The organism is Leptospira dzoumogneensis (assembly GCF_004770895.1).
GTDB classification, from domain to species: Bacteria; Spirochaetota; Leptospiria; order Leptospirales; family Leptospiraceae; genus Leptospira_B; species Leptospira_B dzoumogneensis.
Genome location: NZ_RQHS01000024.1, coordinates 16,396 through 34,796, shown reverse-complemented (window position 1 = coordinate 34,796; position 18,401 = coordinate 16,396). Strand labels below are relative to the sequence as shown.

The window sequence follows — 18,401 nt, the reverse complement described above, 5'->3', positions numbered from 1 at the left end:
AAGAGTTATGAAAGGCCTATTATCTTTTGTCCCTAAGTATTTTGATTGGTTGAATAACAACGCTCCTCAAGGGGAAGCCGAAAAATATCCTGAAATAAATCCGGAATTCGAGAGTTCTATCTCCGGTATTTATATCTCCGGCGATCTAACCGGGATCCCTCTTTTAAAATATTCCGTGCAGAGTGGTGTTTCTGCGATCCATAATATTCTTCGAAAGCCTAAAAAGAAAACAAAAGGTAACTTAGATGTTTTGATCGTAGGCGCCGGACCTTCCGGGATTGCGGCAGGGATCGAAGCGAAAAAGAACGGTCTGGACTTTCTTATCTTAGAAGCGAACCAGCCCTTTCATACGATCACAAGTTATCCAAAAGGAAAGCCTATCTTTGCAGAACCTGCCGAATTAGAAGTGGATTCTCCCATCCGGATCGTAGATACTACCAAGGAAGATCTTCTTGAGTCACTTGAACACGTATTAAAAAAACATAAACTTCCTATTCAAATCGGGGAAAAGGTAGAATCAATTCTTCCATCCAAAGGATCGGAGCCCGGATTTGAGATACGAACCGAATCAGGGAAAAAATTCAATTCTTCTTACGTTCTACTGGCAATCGGAAAATCGGGAGATAGCAGACGTCTAGGAATTCCGGGAGAGGACCAGGAAAACGTTTTTCATAGACTGATAGATCCGCAAGACTTCCAAGGCCAAAATACTTTGGTTATAGGAGGAGGAGACAGCGCCATAGAAGCGGCCCTTTCCTTGGTAGATGTTTCTTCATCCGTCACTCTATCCTATAGGGAATCCGAAATTTCCAGACCGAAAGAAGAGAATAAACTTAAATTCCAAAAAGCAATACAAGAAAATAAGATCCGATTTTTACCGAATTCGACCTTGGAAAAATTCGAATCCAAACAAGTTCGACTGAAACAAGTATCCAAATCAAGAACCGAAAAGATAGATTCTTCTCTCGTATTGATCGGTTCGGAAGCACCGATCTCTTTTTTAAAAAAAATTGGGATCAAGATCAGAAGCTCATTCAATTCTAAAGAAGTCCTCGGATTTGTTTCCTTATTCTCATTCGCATTATTTTTATATTTCGGCAAGGCTTCCTTTTACGCTTCTGATTGGTATTCCTGGGTAGCATTAGGTTCCGGGACCGTATTTGCATTTTCTTCCATTCGATTCGTATTCTCCAAGGATACTTTCTTTTCCTGGAGATGGAGAACATTCAAAAATCTTTATTTACTTTCCGCTGCAGTTTACTTCTCTTCCGTGTATCTAAGTGCAAAATACTTAGGATTTTATTTATTCGGAAAATATCCGGGATTTCATTATACCGTTCTATATTCCACGACCATATTATTTTTCGGGCTCAGAAGAATGTGGGTCAGGCCGACTCAGTATATAAAATTACAAACGACTACTCTGATATTAATTCAGATCTTCCCGCTTTTTCTATTACCCGAGATCATTCTTCCTTTCCTGGGAGATAAAGGATTATTAGGACCTTCTAACGGGTTTTTACTTACCCAAGTTTTTCCTGACGGGGCTTATTGGAAAGCGTATGGATTTATTCTAGCCTGGCCTTTGAATATGGGAGTTCTGTACGACGGAGGTATCACAACCTTCTGGCTAATTTACGGATTTGTAATGAGCTTCGGATTAATCCCTTATCTGGTCTATAAATTCGGAAAAGGAGCTTATTGCGGATGGATCTGCTCCTGCGGCGGTTTAGCGGAAACCTTGGGTGACGAATACAGGAACAGAATGCCTCACGGAAAGTTGGCCTACAAATTAGAACATTCAGGCCAATGGATCTTATTGATCGCTGCAATTCTCACGGTCGCTAAATTGATCGGCAGTTCGGGACAATTTTTCTGGCCTTTGGAATTCGCCGCAGACTCAGTCAAAGTATATTATGATTTGATTGTGGATTTAGGATTAGGAGGAGTCGTAGGAGTCGGGGCTTATTTTATGTTCTCCGGCAGGATCTGGTGTAGAATGTTCTGCCCGCTTTCCGCTCTCATGCATATCTATGCTAAGTTCAGTAAGTTTAGGATCTTCTCCGAGAAAAAAAGATGTATCTCTTGTAATATTTGTACTTCCGTTTGCCACCAGGGAATCGACGTGATGAATTACGCCAATAAGGGAAAACCGATGGATAGCGTTCAATGTGTCAGATGTTCTGCTTGCGTGGTAAATTGTCCCACTCAGGTTCTTTCTTTCGGAAAATTAGAGAAGAACGGGCAGGCATTGGATCGGTTAAAAGCGGTTTTATGATCGGGCGGGATTTTCTTCTTGTCAATTTATTGTACTAAGAGACAATCCCCTGCCTATGAGTTCTTTTCTTACACATGTCCAAGATAGATTAAAAGTCTGCGGTCCCTTGTCCTATAAAAATATGTTCGGAGGTTTCGGAGTCTATTCCGGATCTCAAATTTTTGCAATGGTCATTAAGGACCGCTTGTATTTTAGAGTGGGACAATCCAACCAAGCGGAGTACGAATCCGCGGGAATGTCACCATTCACTTATGCAGGCAAAGACGGCAAACTTGTGCGAGTTTCCTATTGGGAAGTACCGGAAGAAGTTTTAGAAGATGACGAAGATCTTATATTCTGGTTCAGAAAATCTTTGGCGGAAGCAAACAAAGCTTCTACTTTAAAAAAGAAAACGGCTCCGAAGAAGAAGGTCACAAAATCCAGAGGTTCTTCGTCCAAGAAGACTGTTCCGAAGAAAAAAGCGGCCCGCAAAAAATCAGTCAGACGTATCGTTAAGAAAACGACCGCAAAACGTAAGGTCGCTGCAAAAAAGAAGAAGGTCCGTTCTCGCTAAAACTTCTAGAAACTGATATAAATCAACTCTCTTAGCCAAGGTCGGTCTCTAGTTTTTTCAATTTACTTTATTGAGCCGACTGTTACTCTGGAAGAATGAAATCGAGATCCTTGAAAGTTCTGGTGGCCTGCGCCTTACTTTCTATTCTCGTGCCTGCATTTAATTGCGGTCCTTTTTGCGAAATAGAAGCGGGCACCTCCGAATCTTCTCCCTGTCATCAGGATCAAAACAGAGACAGCGGTCCTGTATGCGATTGGGATCTTGTTTCTATCAAAAAAGAAATAGAGGATTCCCGTTCTATTCTATCCTTTCCTGTCCAAGTATTTGAACATTTTAGAATAGGTTTGGAGGATCTGATCCATATTTCCTCCTTCTACCCTTCTCAAATCGAATTCCAAAAACTTTCCAGCTCGGAAACAATTACCCATCTTTCATTCGTCAGAATTTTAATTTAGATCTCACATTATAATTTTCTGTTTTTATAATGTGAGGTTATTGTGCGTTTTTCTTATGTACTAGTATTTTTATCTTTTTTTTGGATATTGTTCCTTCCTGCCCAGGCATCTGAGAATGATACTACAAAAGAATTAGAATTAAATTCCATCATGGCAATCGCGGAGAAAAATTCTCCATTACTTACCGCGATCCATTCCGACTTAGAAAGCCTTTTTTACAAAAGAAGGCAGGAAGGTAAAACTCAGAACCCTTCCGTTTATTTCGATTACGGTCAAAGAAAGGCTGCCGACGAATCCGGAGCCGAGTATGCCGTGCAGATAGAGCAGCCAATTTATTTCCCGGGAAGGAAGGAACTCAAACAACTTTTGGTGGATAATGATTCCAAGATCAAGGAAGTCCAACAAATCGAAGCTTATAATTCTATTCGTCTAAGTTCCATAAAATTCGCGTATCGTTACCTGGTGGCGGCGGACAAAAAGAATCACGTCAAAGAAAGGCTTAAAAGACTTTCCTTGATAGAAAGTTACATCAAGGCCAGGCCGTTCTTCACTCCTCAAGCCAAAACGGATCTATTCATCATAGAGAGCAAAATTTTAGCTCTACGAAAACATTTTAACGATCTGGAATTAGGAGCCGCAAAAGATTACGAATCCTTAAACTTATATTTAAGACAAGAGTTCGTTCCTAAGCTAAAAATCCCTTATTTTCGATCCGGAGTAAAATTCGATCGCAAGGATCTGGAAAAAAAAGCTGTGTCACAAAACCCTTCCATCCTTGCCGCAAAAGGAGAATTAGACAAGGCCAGAACGGAACTCAGATTGGCAAACTTAGAAAAGTATCCGGATTATTCCATCACCAGTCAGATCGGGGAAGATAAGTCCGGGGTTGCCAACAGATTTTACGACTTCGGATTGAAGTTCAGGATCCCAGTTTGGGACCAATTCCAAAACAAAGTCGCCTCCGCTGAAACAAATATGAGGTCCAAGCAGGACAGGTTAACATATCAAGAAAACTTAATACAGACTTCATTTAATCAGGCATTTTTGGATTACGAACAATCTAAAATGAACCTGAAACTTTACGATCTAACCCAACTGGATCGGATCGACAGGGATCTGAACTTTGCGGATATGGAGTTCAAGCGGGGAAGGATACAACTTATCAGTTATCTGGAGCTGGAAAATCAGCTGCACGAAACACATCACGCGGTTCTGGACGCTCAAATTTCACATTTGGAAAGTCTTCTGAACCTGCTTTATATCACGAATGAAAAAGATATTTTAGGAGTAATGGGCAATGCTAGCCAGACTTTTGAATACCAGCCTAAATAACCCATTCTTATCCGTAGGACTGGTTTCGTTTTTATTAATATTCTCATTTTATACGTTAAATGAAGTCCCTATAGACGCGGTCCCGGATATCACTAATGCCCAGGTGATCATCACAACAAATACCGGTTCCTTGGATCCGGAACAAGTGGAGAAAGTGATAACCTTCCCGTTAGAAACGGAACTTCTAGGACTTCCGAACCTGATAGATGTACGCTCCGTATCTAAATTCGGTTTATCTAATATATCTTTGATCTTCAAAGAAACTACCGATATTTACCAGGCAAGAGCTATGGTAGCGGAAAGAATTTCCAGCGCTAAGGAAAAACTTCCTCCAGGTGCTACACCCACTATCGTTCCGAATACGACCGGTCTTGGAGAGATCTTCTTTTACTCCGTAGAAGCCGTCCCTGATTCGGAATTGGACAGACTTCCTGAAGAAAAGAAACTTTTGTTCTTAAGGACCGTTCAGGATTACGTGGTCCGCCCTCAGATCAAGGCGATGGTCCCTGGAATTGTAGAAGTGGATTCCAACGGAGGTTACGAAAAAGAGATCCATATAGATGTGGATCCGAATAGAATGAAACGTTGGGGACTCTCCATTGATCAGATCATCCGGGATATTTCCACGATCGGAGAAAGTTTTGGAGGCGGATTTATAGAGAATGCAGGAAAAATTTCCATAGTAAGAGCCTACGGACTTAAGAAAAATCTAAATGAGATCTCCGCTATTTCGGTTAGAAGAACTCTTACCGGAGCATCCGTAAAAGTTTCGGATATAGCGGATGTGAATGAACATGGCACACCAAGATTAGGAGGCGCAAGCTCCAACGGGAAAGAGATCGTACTAGGCACAGCCTTAATGTTAAAAGGAGAAAACAGTTATAAAGTAAACGAAGACCTGCATAAGGCGATTTCGAAACTAAGCCTTCCTGAAAATGTAAGAGTGAGGATCCTATTGGAAAGATCCTTCTTGATACAATCCACCATAAAAACGGTCTTAAAAAACCTGGGAGAAGGTGCGATCTTAGTCATACTTACACTTTTTCTAATATTATTCAATCTAAGAGCCTCGCTGATCGTAGCGTTGATCATCCCGGGTTCCATGCTGCTTGCTTCTATTTGTATGAGATTTTTCGGGATCTCTGCAAACTTAATGAGTTTGGGAGCGATAGACTTTGGATTATTAGTAGATGCTTCGATAGTGATCACTGAAAACGTTCTTTCCAAATTCGAGACCGGAAAATTCACAAACAAAGAAGAAAAACGAAAAGTTATATTGGATTCTTCGTTAGAAGTCCTAAAGCCGGTGTCTTTTGGTATCTTAGTGATCATGTTGGTATATATTCCGATCCTCACTCTGGACGGGATCCCGGGAAGAATGTTCCGACCTATGGCAGAGACCGTACTTCTTGCATTAGGGTTCAGTTTATTTTTAGCAGTGTTCCTTCTTCCTCCCCTTCTATACTTTTTCTTAGCACCCAAAAACTTAGGAGCTCATAGTAAGAAGAAGGACAGCAAGATCATAAATTGGTATGCGGAAAAATTGCCTAAGATCTTGGATCAACCCCGCAAGATCATCGTATATTCTTTAATATTCTTTGCTGTTACACTCCTTATTTATTTCAGAATGGGGACAGTATTCCTTCCTAAACTAACGGAAGGAGATCTAATGTTAGTAATCGTTCGGAATGGGAACATCGGATTAGAGGAAAGTTTAAAAGAACAAAAAGAATTAGAAATTTTCCTAGGGCAAATGCCAGAAGTAGAAAGTGTATTTTCCAGGATCGGAACCAGTTCGGTCGCAAACGATCCAATGGGCCCTTTCAATGCGGACACATTTATCATTCTAAAGAAGGATATTCTTCCGGATCTTTTGGAAAAGAATACCTGGGAAAAATTTTTGGATAAGATAGAAACATCCGTAAAAGAGAAATTCCCGGAATCAGAGCTGACCTTAAGCCAGCCTTTAGAAGCCAGATTTAACGAGCTTCTAGAAGGGAGTAGAGCGGATATAAGTGTGAGGATCTTGGGGAAAGATCTGAACGTTCTACTTAGGCTCCAGGAAGAATTAAAGAACGCCTTAGAAAAGATCCCAGGCGCCGCAGAAGTGGAATTAGATCCCATCATGGCATTAAGAAAATCGAATGTAATCGACGTGATCCCTGATAGTACAAAGCTTAAATATTATAATATCTCCTTACCTCTATTCAACTCAGTTCTGGAAAGTTCCATGAGCGGCTTCGAGCTAGGAGGATTTTATGAAGAAGAAGTCAGATTCCCTATCAAGATCAGGCTCTCGGAAGAATTCAGGAATAGAGAATCCGAAATAGGAGATATTAATGTCGGAACGGAAGACGGAGGAACCGTACCTATCCGGCTTTTAGCTTCCATCCAAAAAAAGGAGAAGGTGATGACCATCTCCAGGAATAAATCCAGAAGATTCGTAGCGGTCTCCGTAAACTTAAGAGGAAGGGATCTGGAAGGATTTTATAAGGAAGCGATCTCCGAGGTTTCTAAATTACAGATCCCTAATGGATATTCCATTTTTTGGGGAGGACAAATTGAAAATCTTTCCCAGGCAAAAGAAAAACTTTCAATGATCGTCCCGGCAACATTGTTCATGATCTTTATCGTCTTATATTTGGGACTCAGATCTATCAAACAGGCTCTGCTTGTATTCTTCTGCGTTCCGTTTGCATTAACAGGCGGGATCTGGTTCCTATTCTTAAGAGGAATGGACTTAAGCGTATCCGCATTCGTAGGATGTATCGCTCTTTCCGGGATCGCAGTCTTAAACGGTCTCGTAAAATTATACACGATCGATCGTATCCGAGAGGAAAGTAAACTTAATGTTAGAGATGCGGTATTAGAAGGTGCGGTCAGTCGTATACGTCCTGTAGTCATGACCGCATTAGTCGCTTCTTTTGGATTTATTCCTATGGCATTCGGAACAGGGTTAGGAGCGGAGGTCCAAAAACCTCTGGCCACCGTAGTGATCGGAGGGATTTTTTCTTCTACCATCCTGACCCTTGTGTTGCTGCCTGCATTCTACTATTGGTTAGAAAAAGAATAAACCTCTCTTATCATCCGGTTACGATCAACAACCGCAGCCGGATGATTTTTGGACTTCTTTCTTCTTACGTGAAGAATACCAAAACCAAAGTCCTGGAAGAAATAATAAAAATAATTTACTAACCTTGAATTTTCTGATTTTATAGAAATTTATTCCGATCTCGATTGTTATATTGGGTCGGGGAGTAAAACGATGGTCTCTCGATTTTGCATTTCTTTTGTCATCTTTTTCATAATTATTGCATGTGACAAGGCGGAGCCTATCTCGCTCGACGCATCTAAAACAATACCAGGTTTGGCAGTGGATCTCAGTTTTTCTCAGATCGTATTTAGCACGCCTCAATCACACCAAGCAAGTTCCGATTATTGGCATTGTTCCCTTTCCATCAACTGTCAAAACGTATACAGCTTGAACCTAAATCAAGCGGACACGGTAACGATCTCAGTGAGCTCCATAACCGGCGATTCGGTTGTACGATTGGCTTTATATTCCGGATCCACTTTAAATGGAACCAATCTGATCAATGGAGCTACAACCGACAGAGAATGTGGAGGTCAAAATATCAGCGATACAATTGCAGTTTCTATCCCGAGTGCAGGACCTTATTCTTTGGCGGTAGGGAGAGACTGGGGAAATAGTGCTGATGCCTTCGGAACGTATTCACTCAGCCTTTCCTCTACTTTGGTGAGTATGTCCGAGTTTGCAAAAATATCTTCGAATACTGCAACTCAATCCAGCGGTTATAGCTGTCCTTAGAATTTAAGCAGCAACCGGCTGCAATTTTTTCTTAAGAACTGTTGCCGCTAAAGCATAACCGCCGCCTGCCCCGTCTATAAAATGAACTTCTCTTTCAGTTCCTGCATGTAAAAGACAGGTCATCAACGCTCTATCGGAGATATGGATCCCGAAATTTAATTTGCCTGCCTTCTCCGCTTCCTCTAAACTAGATTCTAATTTTTTTCGATCCATGGTATCAGTTGCAAATACCATTTTAAAAGTTCCGTCGAATTTCCTAAAATCGGATGAGATGATCTGATAGTTCTTTAACTTATTTAATTTATAATGGAATACTTTTAAAGGAAAATTCCAGCGGATCGCAAGCTCCGCCCCGTAAGTCTCAAATTTAATTTTCCAAAGATACAACTTCCTTAATATACTATTTCCTTTAGAAGATGCAATCGCTTCATTATTTAAACCTGAAGAAGAATGTTCTATGATCAGATTTTCCTCTCTTAAAGGATGATATTCCCTTTCAGAACCGTACAAAGAGTCGATCATAGATAATAATCCGGATAAAGTTTTTGCGGCTTCCGAATCTGAATCCGAATTGATCTTAACGATAAGAGAGACCATTTCTCCTTTCGGACTTTGGATATCCTTCCATCTGCAAGTAAAACCTGAAAAATCGGCGCGAATATTCGGAATATAAGAATTATCTGTTAGATACCTAGAATTCGGTTCCTTGATCTTATTCTCCGCATACGCCGCACCGGTTCCTCCTAATACGGCCTGAGTATAATATTTGGAAATCCTAAGTTTAGCCATTGTCAAACTATAACCTGCATTATAAATATCCGAGACAGGCACGAACCCGATCCGAAGTTCCATCTTAAAATAATCCCTAACAAACTCTCTTGTATCCGCAAGAATATCCCGGATCTCATTCAATCTAGAACCGGGAAGCAAAATGGTCACACCATCTCCACCGAAGAAGAATGGAAACTCCATGTCCTTGAGAAGATTCGTGATCCCCATCAAGGTCAATCCCCCGGCCATATTTACATCCTTATATCTACCTTCTAAGATCGCCTCGGTAGATTTGACTATGTCCGTAACGATCACGATCCAATCGTCCGGAACCTTTCTATAATGTTTGCTATCCGTAACTTCCGAAAATTGGGAAATCTCAGGAAGCTCCTTATAAAAATTCGTGGTAGAATGTGATAGGATATTCATTGGCAGGCCTACCGAACTTTGACTCTCTATTCGCCCAAAAGGCAATGCTTTTTTCCAACTCGTAATATTTGGTTCGGGAATAGTGGATGCAAAAGCTTTTTAGAAAGGTTCGCATGGCAAAACCGCCGGGATCAGAACAAAATAGAATGAAGACTACAGAAGAAAACGAACCTAAAACAAAACCTTCTTCCTCGGATCTTCAAAATAAGATCTTGGAAAAAGGAAAGGAATTATTTAGTTTGAGTGATTCTTTCGAAGACGGTTTGTTTAGTACATACAGATTATTCTCTAAAAGTCTTTTGTTCCTGGAAAACCGCCCTCTTCTAAAACTACAAGCGTTTAGATTCGCGGATCTATTTCCAAGTCTTAGTTCACTTTCTTCCATTTCCCGTTATATACGGATCTATTTTGTCGAAACTCCCACAGAACTTCCCAAATGGATCTTATTAATTCTTTCCTTACTATTATCCAATCCGTTCAGTTCAGTATTTGTCGCATTAGGTGCAAAGATCGGGATCAGACTTACTGCAAAATTTTTTATCTTAGGAAGGACCTACGGTTCCGATCGTAAAAAGATCCTGGATAGATACAAAAACGGCATCTGCTCCACAATAGACATCTTAGGAGAAGCTGTACTCTCCGAAAAAGAAGCAGAACGTTATATCCATGAGTATTTACTTTTATTGGAAGAAGTTTCCAAGGACAAAGAACTTTCGGAAATACGCAGCTCTCAATTTCCAGGAGAACCTGCAGGAAACGTTTCAGTAAAATGTTCTTCTCTATATTCTCAATTAGACCCTCTTGCACATGAATCTTCAGTGACCCATTTAATGGAGAAGTTAAGGCCGATCCTTAGTTCTGCAGTTTCCAAAAATATTTTTATCAACCTAGATATGGAACAATATGAGACCAAGGACATCATAATGGATACTGCGTTTAGAATTTTCTCAGAACCGGAGTTCCAAGACTATCCGCATTTCGGGATAGTAGTCCAAGCGTATCTGAAGTCCTCTCAGAGAGATCTGCAAAGAGTAATAGAATATTCTAAAAAACGAAAATACCCTCTGACGGTTCGTTTAGTAAAAGGAGCCTATTGGGAATATGAAATGACCCAATCCGCTCAAAAAGGCTGGGAACCTCCTGTTTTTCTTATAAAATCCGAAACGGATAGAAATTATGAAGAATGTTCAGCACTCTTATTGAAATCTTATCCTCATATAAGACCTGCATTCGGTTCTCATAATATAAGAAGTCTTTCCTCAGCGTTCGTTAAAGCGGCGGAATATTCGGTCCCGGAAAACTTTTTCGAAGTACAGATGTTATACGGAATGGGAAACTCCTACAAACAAGCCATCCGCAGCTTGGGGATTTCCGTCAGGGAATATTCTCCTATCGGAGAAGTGATCCCCGGTATGGCTTATTTGGTAAGAAGGTTGCTCGAAAATTCCACGAACGAAGGCTTTTTGAAAAACATCAACGCGAATAGTAAAGATAGGGAACGACTATTGTATTTGGAGAATCCGAAATCAAAATGAACTTTCATAATAATTCTAATTTTCAAAATGAAACCTTAAGAGATTTTTCGAGAGAAGAAGAAAGATCCATCTTAAACAAAGGATTCGTTTCCATCCGAAAAGAATTCCCGATACAAGTTGTTCCGATCATTTCCGGAAAAACAAAAAAGTCTTCCTTAATAGTTCCTTCTTTCAACCCGGCAAATACATCGGAAAAGATCGCAGATATACATTATGCTTCCATAACGGATGCGGAAGAAGCTGCGAAAAATTCGGTCCAATTTTTCGAAACATGGAAAAACACAAAGCCTGAGATCCGGATCGGCTTTTTAAAAAAAGCAGCCGACATTCTACGCTCTCAAAAAGCGGAACTTACGGCATTAATGTCCTTAGAAGTAGGAAAAGGGATCAAAGATATAGATGCGGAGATCGCGGAAGCAATCGACTTCTGTGAATTTTATGCAAAGGAAGCAGAACATATTTTTCAGCCCAGAAAAAGAGATCTTTTGGGAGAAGAGAATATTTATACTTATATACCCAAAGGAGTCACATTAGTAGTCGCTCCTTGGAATTTTCCTCTGGCAATTCTCTGCGGGATGACGGTAGCTCCATTAGTCGCGGGAAATACCGTAATCATGAAACCGGCGGAACAATCTTCCGCCATCGCATTCAAACTTTTTAATATATTAATTGAGGCGGGCATTCCTTCTTCCGCACTTCATTTTTTACCGGGAAAAGGAGAAGAGATCGGGGCGTATTTAGTAAAACATCCTGCAATACATACGATCAATTTTACGGGATCCAGAGCGGTCGGTTTAGGAATGATCCGAGAAGCTGCCTCCCAAAATCTAAAATTCGTAAAAAGAGTGGTCGCTGAAATGGGAGGCAAAAACGCCTTGATCGTGGACGAAGACGCGGATCTGGACGAAGCAGTAATCGCATCTATACAATCCGCATTCGGATTTCAAGGACAAAAATGTAGTGCACTTTCTCGCATTATACTTTTGGAATCTAAATACGATACATTTAAAAACAGATTTATAGACGCATTACAATCCTTGAAACCAGGATTACCCGAGGATCCTTCCGTCAAAGTTGGACCGGTCATTGATTCAGAATCCAGAGCAAGATTGGAAGGGATAGCCTCTCAATTCTCTTCTAAAATATTAAGCAAACTTGAAATAAAGGATAATCAAAAACTTACGGGCCATTTTGTGGAACCTGTCGTTTTTGAAAGTGAAGATCCTTCTTCTCCTCTAGGACAAACGGAATTTTTCGGACCCTACGTCACCTTATTCAAGGCCAAAAATTTTGAAGATGCCATTAAAATAGCGAATAACGTAGACTATGCTCTTACCGGAGGGATTTTCTCCAGAAATCCCAAGAACATACAATATGCAAAAGAGAATTTCGAAGTCGGCAACCTGTATATCAATAGAGGGATCACGGGAGCCGTAGTGGACAGACAGCCATTCGGTGGTTATAAACTTTCGGGAGTGGGTGCAAAAGCAGGCGGCCCGGATTATCTAAAACAATTTTTAGAACCGATCAGTATAACTGAGAATACGATGAGAAGAGGATTTATTCCGGAAACTTAGAACCTTCTTCTTTTTTTCTTGATTCTATTCTTAAGATGACCTCCAATTGGGACCCTCGGGTCTAAACATGAAGATCGTCTTATTACACGGAATGTGGTCCAGACCGGATACTCTGGACTCGGTTAGAAAAGTATTAGAACAAAAAGGACATGAGGTATTTGCACCTACATTACCATTTCATGTTTTAAACAAACCACCGGACCCTGCATTAGGAAATTATAGACTCATAGACTATGTTGAATTTCTAAAACAGGAAATCCGGAACAAAGGCTGGGACAAACCCACATTGATCGGCCACTCCATGGGAGGATGGCTGGCGCAAGCGTTAGCCGCAGAAGGTTTCGCATCGAGAATCGTATTGTTCGCACCTGCAGCTCCTGCAGGAATTTTTCCGTTAGGGCCTTCTTCCTTATATACTTTGTTAGAAGTTCCGTTTCACTGGAAATTTTGGGGCAAACCTTTCAAACCAACCTATCGTGGAGCGAATTTCGGATTATTCAATCGAGTTCCGAAAGATAAAAGAAAAGAATATTATGCTTCTTTAAATTACGAATCTGGCAGAGCGCTTTTCGAACTTGCATTTTGGTTTTTCGATCCTCTTAAAGGAAGTAAAATCCCGGCAGAAAAAGTAAATTGTCCAGTCTTAGTTTTAGCCGGGGAGAAAGACAGGATCATCCCAATTCGAGTCACAAAGGCCGTCGCGAGAAGATACGAAAATTCGGAATTTGTTCCCCTGCCCAATCATGCACATTGGCTTACTGATGAACCTGGAAATGAAAAAATTTTCGAGATCATGTTCAATTGGCTGAAACAAAACAGTTAAAACGTGCAAAAAAGCCGGATATGATCCGTTATTAATAGGAAATACTATCCGGAGAAATATTAATGAAAGAAGAGATCGGAACATTCGTAAAAACTGCAGTCAAAAGTTCCGCAAAAATATTTTTACTTTCTTCCATAGCACTTTTTCTTGGATTTATCTTTAATCTTTTTCTATTAGCATTCTGTTTTCCTGAAATGAAAAGTATCACGTCCAACCTTGGACCAATGCCTATCGCAAGAGCAGGGGGAATCGGAGCAGTACTTGCGTTAATCGTAATAGTCTTTGAACTCTGGCCTATAGTTCTTCTGGTAATCGGATTCGCCTTTGTATTCCCTTTCCTCTATTTCCTCGGGATCAAAAAATATCTTTTAGGAAGGGAACTAGGAAATTTAGTATCTGAAAACAAGACCTGGTTCACTGATAATATTTCCAAAACACTTTCCGAAATGATCAAAAAGAAAGTCGGATCAGAAAAGATAGACAACTGGGGAAAGTTTATCTCTTCTAAACTTAAAGACCTGCCAACCTTTCTACAGGAGAAGGAAAACTGGCCGAAAGTTCTTCGTTTTATATTACAGACCTTCTTAAAAAAGATCCGGATCTCTGAGTTCGCGGAAGAAGTGGCAGCCGTTTACGAACAAAAAGGAGCTCAAGATATTTCAGCTTTAGAAGAGATCATAAAGGTAAGCTTAAACAAAACAATCGACAAACAGATGGAACCTTCTCCCCCATTATTTTTCTATATAGTATTCGGAGCGAATTTCGGGATCTTTTTGCTCGTTAAAATTTTTGTATAAAAAGTTCGATATACCGTAACGATGCTGAGATTGGGCGAATTATCGATTAAGTCCTTCTCGGATCATTTATGAAAAAGTTAACTCTTCTTTTTTTATCCTTATTTCTTTCCTGTTGCAGCAGTTATGAAGAAATGAATATGGAAGAAGATCAGGCCTTCCAGAAACTCAAAGAATCGGAAATATTTTACCAAGAATATTTCATTCAAAACAAAAAGGAAGAAGGTATTGTACACTGGGTTAGCACCGGATGTAAACCCGATAAGAATAAGGTCCTTATTTTCATCCATGGATCTCCGGGCAATTGGTCAAATTATCTTAGATATTTAAAAGATCCCGAATTATTAAAAATGTATTGTATGCTTGCAATAGACCGTCCGGGTTTCGGAAAATCTCCTGAACCAATCGCAGATGTGAACGCCCAAGCAGAAAAAATTTTAGGGACCCTAACACAACTCCCTGAAATGCAAAAAGGAAAAAAATCGATCTCTATATTAGGACATTCTTATGGAGGTCCGGTCGCCGCAAGAATGGCCTCGATTTCTCCCGAAAAATTTCAATATCTGTTTTTATTAGCGGCTGCCATGGATCCAGAAACGGAAGAAATAAAATGGTACAACAAGATCGCCGATACCTGGATCGTAAACTTGATTTTACCGAAAGAATTGTCTCAAAGTAATTCCGAAATGTTACCTTTAAAAGAACAGTTAAGATTTCTGGCTCCGGAATGGAAAAAGATCAAAGCCAAAACAATAGTTATCCAAGGAGAAGAAGACGGACTTGTAGATCCAAAAAATCCGGATTTTATTCAGAAAAAATTTTCTACAGAAACAAAAACATATCTTCTACCGAAAGAAGGACATTTTCTTCCTTGGAAAAACTACGACCTAATTCATAAATTGCTGATAGAGTTTTCAGGATAAGCTAAACTTCTAAAATCAAATTTTTTCCAAGAAACTTGGCGTATTCCTCCGCTGCTTTTTTCAGTTTCTTTTTTAAATTAGCATTTAGAGGTTTGTAAGGATTTACTTTTAGAATAATATCTTCCTTTTTTAATTCTCTCTGCCAAATTCCGCTTACCCAACCGTTAATAACCAATATAGGTCTAAAAAGATCATCTGCAGGAGTCAAAAGCCTTTTAGGAGGAGGATCCATACAATCTCTACGATCAGTATATGCCAATAAAAACTCGTCGAACGCAGGAAGAAGAAATAATGTGTCCGAGCCCTTATCCACTAGTTCCGTCTTTTTAGGAATATAATAAGTCTGATCGTCCTTTTGAAAACTGTTCAATTTAGAACTGAAACTTTCTATACCTGTCTTTGCATCCTTTACATTCAATCCGGACCACCATACAAAATCGGCCAAGGTAGCCGGAGCCCGAGTATCAAAATACTTTTTAGTGATCTCATAGAGAGCTTCTTCTTTCGGCTTTTTGACATTTTTGACCCCAGGGATCCATTCTTCGATCAACGCGTAAGTGAAATCCTTATCCCTTCTTGGACCGAAACAGATCAAACCTTCCAAACCCGCTCTTTGCAGAATATGGGATAATCTAGTTGTATTTGTTATAATCCCGGATTTTTCTAAGATGGAAGAAATTTCCTTTCTAGTAAGAAAGTTTTGGTTCGAAAGATTTTTAGAAAGAATAGAATAACATTTTTTTAATACTTTTGGATCTAATTCTATCTTTTTGTAATGAGCTGCGTATTTGGAAATCGTAGGAGGACCCAATAAATCCAATAACCAATATATATCCTTAGAAGAAACAACGTGCAATGTTCCTCTCAAAGGCCAAGATCGAACAATTTTTTTGTCCAAGAACGCAGACTCTATATCTTCCTCATTCAAATCGGGAATCCTAAGTCCGACGGCCCATTTTGAGGCAGCGTAGTCTTGTCCTTGGATAGCAACCAAAACTTCTACCAATTTTTCGGGAGAAGAATATTGAGAACCCAAAACATTTAAATGTTTTAATCTTGTTAATGCTATATTCACGTAAGTGTATCTAATATATAAAATGATTTTTCGGAAATCATTTTACTCTTTCCGAGAGAGAACCGACGCAAGTATCGCTGTTAATATTTCCTCTGCCATCAAAACTTTACCTGAACAAATAGTGAAAAAATACTACCTATCCAAACCTATAAATGGATCATAACAAAGTTTATGGCGGAAGCTCTTAAGAACTTTTATGATGACAAGGCTCTCTTGGAGATAGGAACACAATTCTCGGCAATATTACCTCATAAACAACCGGAAGATTGGGTCCGAGAGATCAAACGTAAAGATTGGAAGAAATTAGAACTCAAACAAAGGATCAAAAGGATTGCAGATGTCCTATCGAACTCTCTTCCAAAACCATTCCCAAAAGCGGTTTCTCCTTTATTAAAAATTTCGAAAATACTTGAGAAAAAATTCCCTGGAACCCAAAGATTTTACATCATCTTCTTAGGAGAAGTTGTAGAGATCTCAGGTATCGATTTTCCGGAAGAATCCTTGTATTGTATGGAGAGAATTACTCAGATCATTTCTTGTGAATTCTCCATACGAGAGTTTTTGATCAGATATCCGGATATCACTTGGAAAAAAATGTTAGAATGGTCCAAACATTCTCACCCGGGAACGAGAAGATTAGCAAGTGAAGGTTCTCGCCCCAGATTGCCTTGGGGAAAGGGAATCCCAGGATTAAAAAAAGATCCTAAAAAAACTCTCTCCATTTTAGAAAATTTGAAAAACGATCCGGACGAAGTAGTTCGTAGAAGTGTAGCCAATCATCTAAACGATATTTCTAAAGATCACCCTGACTTAGTGATCTCAATTGCAAAAAAATGGATGGGTAAATCTCCAAACATAGATCTTTTGTTAAAACATGCGCTTAGAGGTTTATTAAAACAAGGTAACTCCGATACGCTCTCTATCTTCGGATTTTCAAAAAGTGGATCCGCTAAAATTTCAAGGTTGGAACTCCAACCTAAAATTGTAGAGATCGGAAAACATCTAATCTATAAATTCGAAATGAAATCGGAAGCAAAAGAACCTACACTTTACAGATTAGAATCCAAGATCCATTATCTAAAACCCTCCGGAAATTTTTCCGTAAAAGTATTTCAGATAGAAGAAAGAGAATTTTCTCCGAATGAAACAAAAGTTTACGAAAGAAAACAATCTTTCCAGCAAATGACTACACGAATACATTCTCCAGGGATCCATAAATTGGAAATCATCGTGAACGGAGAAATAAAAGCAAATATAGAATTCAAAGTGACCCATCCTAAATCCTAAACGGCTCGTAAAAAAATACGGGCAAGCTAAGGTCAACGTATGAATCTATTATTACCCGTAATCTTCGCGCTTCTTTCCGGACTCGCAATGTCCATACAACCAGGCATCAATTCCATATTAGGAAAAAATATAGAAAGTCCTTGGCTTGCCTCCACCATTTCCTTTTTTGTCGGAACGATCGCATTGGGGATCGTAACTTTTGCCTTAGGAGAAATGAAATCTACTTCATTCTTATTGCAAATAATCAAAGAACAACCTTGGTGGATTTGGATCGGAGGATTTTTAGGAGCTGTAGTAGTTACTTCTTCCTTAGTATTTGCTCCTAAGTTAGGAGCCACAAGCTGGATCGCTTTATTCTTATTAGGGCAAGTTGTAACTTCTATTCTATTAGAAAAATGGGGAGTATTAGGATTTCCTGAAAAACCGATTTCAGTTCAAAAGATGATCGGATTAGCACTGCTGGTTGTGAGTGCGTGGTTGGTTAGAAAAGGGTGAACGGCGAGCCTGAATAGACCAATCTGTAAATAAACTTTTATCAGAGATTTTGTAGGAGCTCCTACAAAATTTATGAACAAATAGTGATTGAGGGAAATGCGAAACTGTGATAAGTGAGAATCGCTTCTCCCACGGGAGCCCTCCTCCACCACCCGAATCAGGGTGGGGGCCGCCTTCCCTCCCATGTAGGAGCTCCTACAAAACACCGATCCCACTTGGAATCCCCGCCCAGCAATGCCGCGGTA

General features: G+C 39.8%; 15 protein-coding genes. 13 read left to right on the top strand and 2 right to left on the bottom strand.

Annotated features, from left to right (window positions below):
- Positions 1–7 precede the first annotated feature (7 nt).
- The 6 genes from EHR06_RS18150 to EHR06_RS18125 all read left to right on the top strand — a co-directional run bounded on the left by EHR06_RS18150 (position 8) and on the right by EHR06_RS18125 (position 8,447).
- Positions 8–2,278 (top strand): NAD(P)-binding domain-containing protein, encoded by a 2,271-nt coding sequence (locus EHR06_RS18150; RefSeq protein ID WP_135758312.1) that lies wholly within the window; start codon positions 8–10, stop codon positions 2,276–2,278.
- A gap of 55 nt (positions 2,279–2,333) precedes the next feature.
- Entirely contained in the window at positions 2,334–2,831 is a 498-nt protein-coding gene (locus EHR06_RS18145; protein ID WP_135758311.1) for a TfoX/Sxy family protein, read from the top strand.
- Positions 2,832–2,926: 95 nt separating this feature from the next.
- Positions 2,927–3,286 carry a hypothetical protein gene (locus EHR06_RS18140; protein ID WP_244288657.1) on the top strand — a complete coding sequence of 120 codons (360 nt, stop codon included), beginning with the start codon at positions 2,927–2,929 and terminating at the stop codon, positions 3,284–3,286.
- A 42-nt stretch (positions 3,287–3,328) separates the two neighbouring features.
- Complete coding sequence (locus EHR06_RS18135; protein WP_167492317.1) at positions 3,329–4,618, top strand: TolC family protein; 1,290 nt, start codon at positions 3,329–3,331, stop codon at positions 4,616–4,618.
- A complete protein-coding gene (locus tag EHR06_RS18130; RefSeq protein ID WP_135758310.1) occupies positions 4,584–7,691 on the top strand; it encodes an efflux RND transporter permease subunit in 3,108 nt (1,035 codons plus the stop codon). The genes EHR06_RS18135 and EHR06_RS18130 overlap by 35 nt, the downstream gene beginning before the upstream one ends.
- Positions 7,692–7,883: 192 nt before the next feature.
- Entirely contained in the window at positions 7,884–8,447 is a 564-nt protein-coding gene (locus tag EHR06_RS18125; RefSeq protein WP_244288656.1) for a hypothetical protein, read from the top strand.
- A 3-nt stretch (positions 8,448–8,450) separates the two neighbouring features.
- On the opposite strand, the gene EHR06_RS18120 is transcribed toward EHR06_RS18125, so the two are convergent.
- Entirely contained in the window at positions 8,451–9,647 is a 1,197-nt protein-coding gene (locus EHR06_RS18120) for a DUF3095 domain-containing protein (RefSeq protein WP_135758309.1), read from the bottom strand.
- A 146-nt stretch (positions 9,648–9,793) separates the two neighbouring features.
- Between EHR06_RS18120 and EHR06_RS18115 the strand changes: the two genes are divergently transcribed.
- The 5 genes from EHR06_RS18115 to EHR06_RS18095 all read left to right on the top strand — a co-directional run bounded on the left by EHR06_RS18115 (position 9,794) and on the right by EHR06_RS18095 (position 15,299).
- Positions 9,794–11,182, top strand: a complete 1,389-nt coding sequence (locus EHR06_RS18115) for a proline dehydrogenase family protein (protein WP_135758308.1) — start codon at positions 9,794–9,796, stop codon at positions 11,180–11,182.
- The gene (locus tag EHR06_RS18110) at positions 11,179–12,759 is read left to right on the top strand and encodes an aldehyde dehydrogenase family protein (protein ID WP_135758307.1); all 1,581 of its coding nucleotides are present in this window, start codon (positions 11,179–11,181) and stop codon (positions 12,757–12,759) included. The genes EHR06_RS18115 and EHR06_RS18110 overlap by 4 nt, the downstream gene beginning before the upstream one ends.
- Positions 12,760–12,826: 67 nt before the next feature.
- Positions 12,827–13,582, top strand: a complete 756-nt coding sequence (locus EHR06_RS18105; RefSeq protein WP_135758306.1) for an alpha/beta hydrolase — start codon at positions 12,827–12,829, stop codon at positions 13,580–13,582.
- A 62-nt stretch (positions 13,583–13,644) separates the two neighbouring features.
- A complete protein-coding gene (locus EHR06_RS18100) occupies positions 13,645–14,379 on the top strand; it encodes a hypothetical protein (protein WP_135758305.1) in 735 nt (244 codons plus the stop codon).
- 68 nt (positions 14,380–14,447) lie between these two features.
- Positions 14,448–15,299 (top strand): alpha/beta fold hydrolase, encoded by an 852-nt coding sequence (locus tag EHR06_RS18095; RefSeq protein WP_135758304.1) that lies wholly within the window; start codon positions 14,448–14,450, stop codon positions 15,297–15,299.
- 1 nt (position 15,300) lies between these two features.
- Here EHR06_RS18095 and EHR06_RS18090 read toward each other — a convergent pair whose 3' ends face one another.
- Positions 15,301–16,374, bottom strand: coding sequence for a winged helix DNA-binding domain-containing protein (locus EHR06_RS18090; protein ID WP_135758303.1), 1,074 nt, complete (start codon positions 16,372–16,374; stop codon positions 15,301–15,303).
- 171 nt (positions 16,375–16,545) lie between these two features.
- Between EHR06_RS18090 and EHR06_RS18085 the strand changes: the two genes are divergently transcribed.
- Together EHR06_RS18085 and EHR06_RS18080 are read left to right on the top strand one after the other, a co-directional pair.
- On the top strand, positions 16,546–17,661 hold the full coding sequence (locus tag EHR06_RS18085) for a DNA alkylation repair protein (protein WP_135758302.1): 1,116 nt from the start codon (positions 16,546–16,548) through the stop codon (positions 17,659–17,661).
- 39 nt (positions 17,662–17,700) lie between these two features.
- Positions 17,701–18,156: a DMT family transporter gene (locus EHR06_RS18080; RefSeq protein WP_135758301.1), complete on the top strand. Its 456-nt coding sequence runs from the start codon at positions 17,701–17,703 to the stop codon at positions 18,154–18,156.
- Positions 18,157–18,401: the final 245 nt, after the last annotated feature.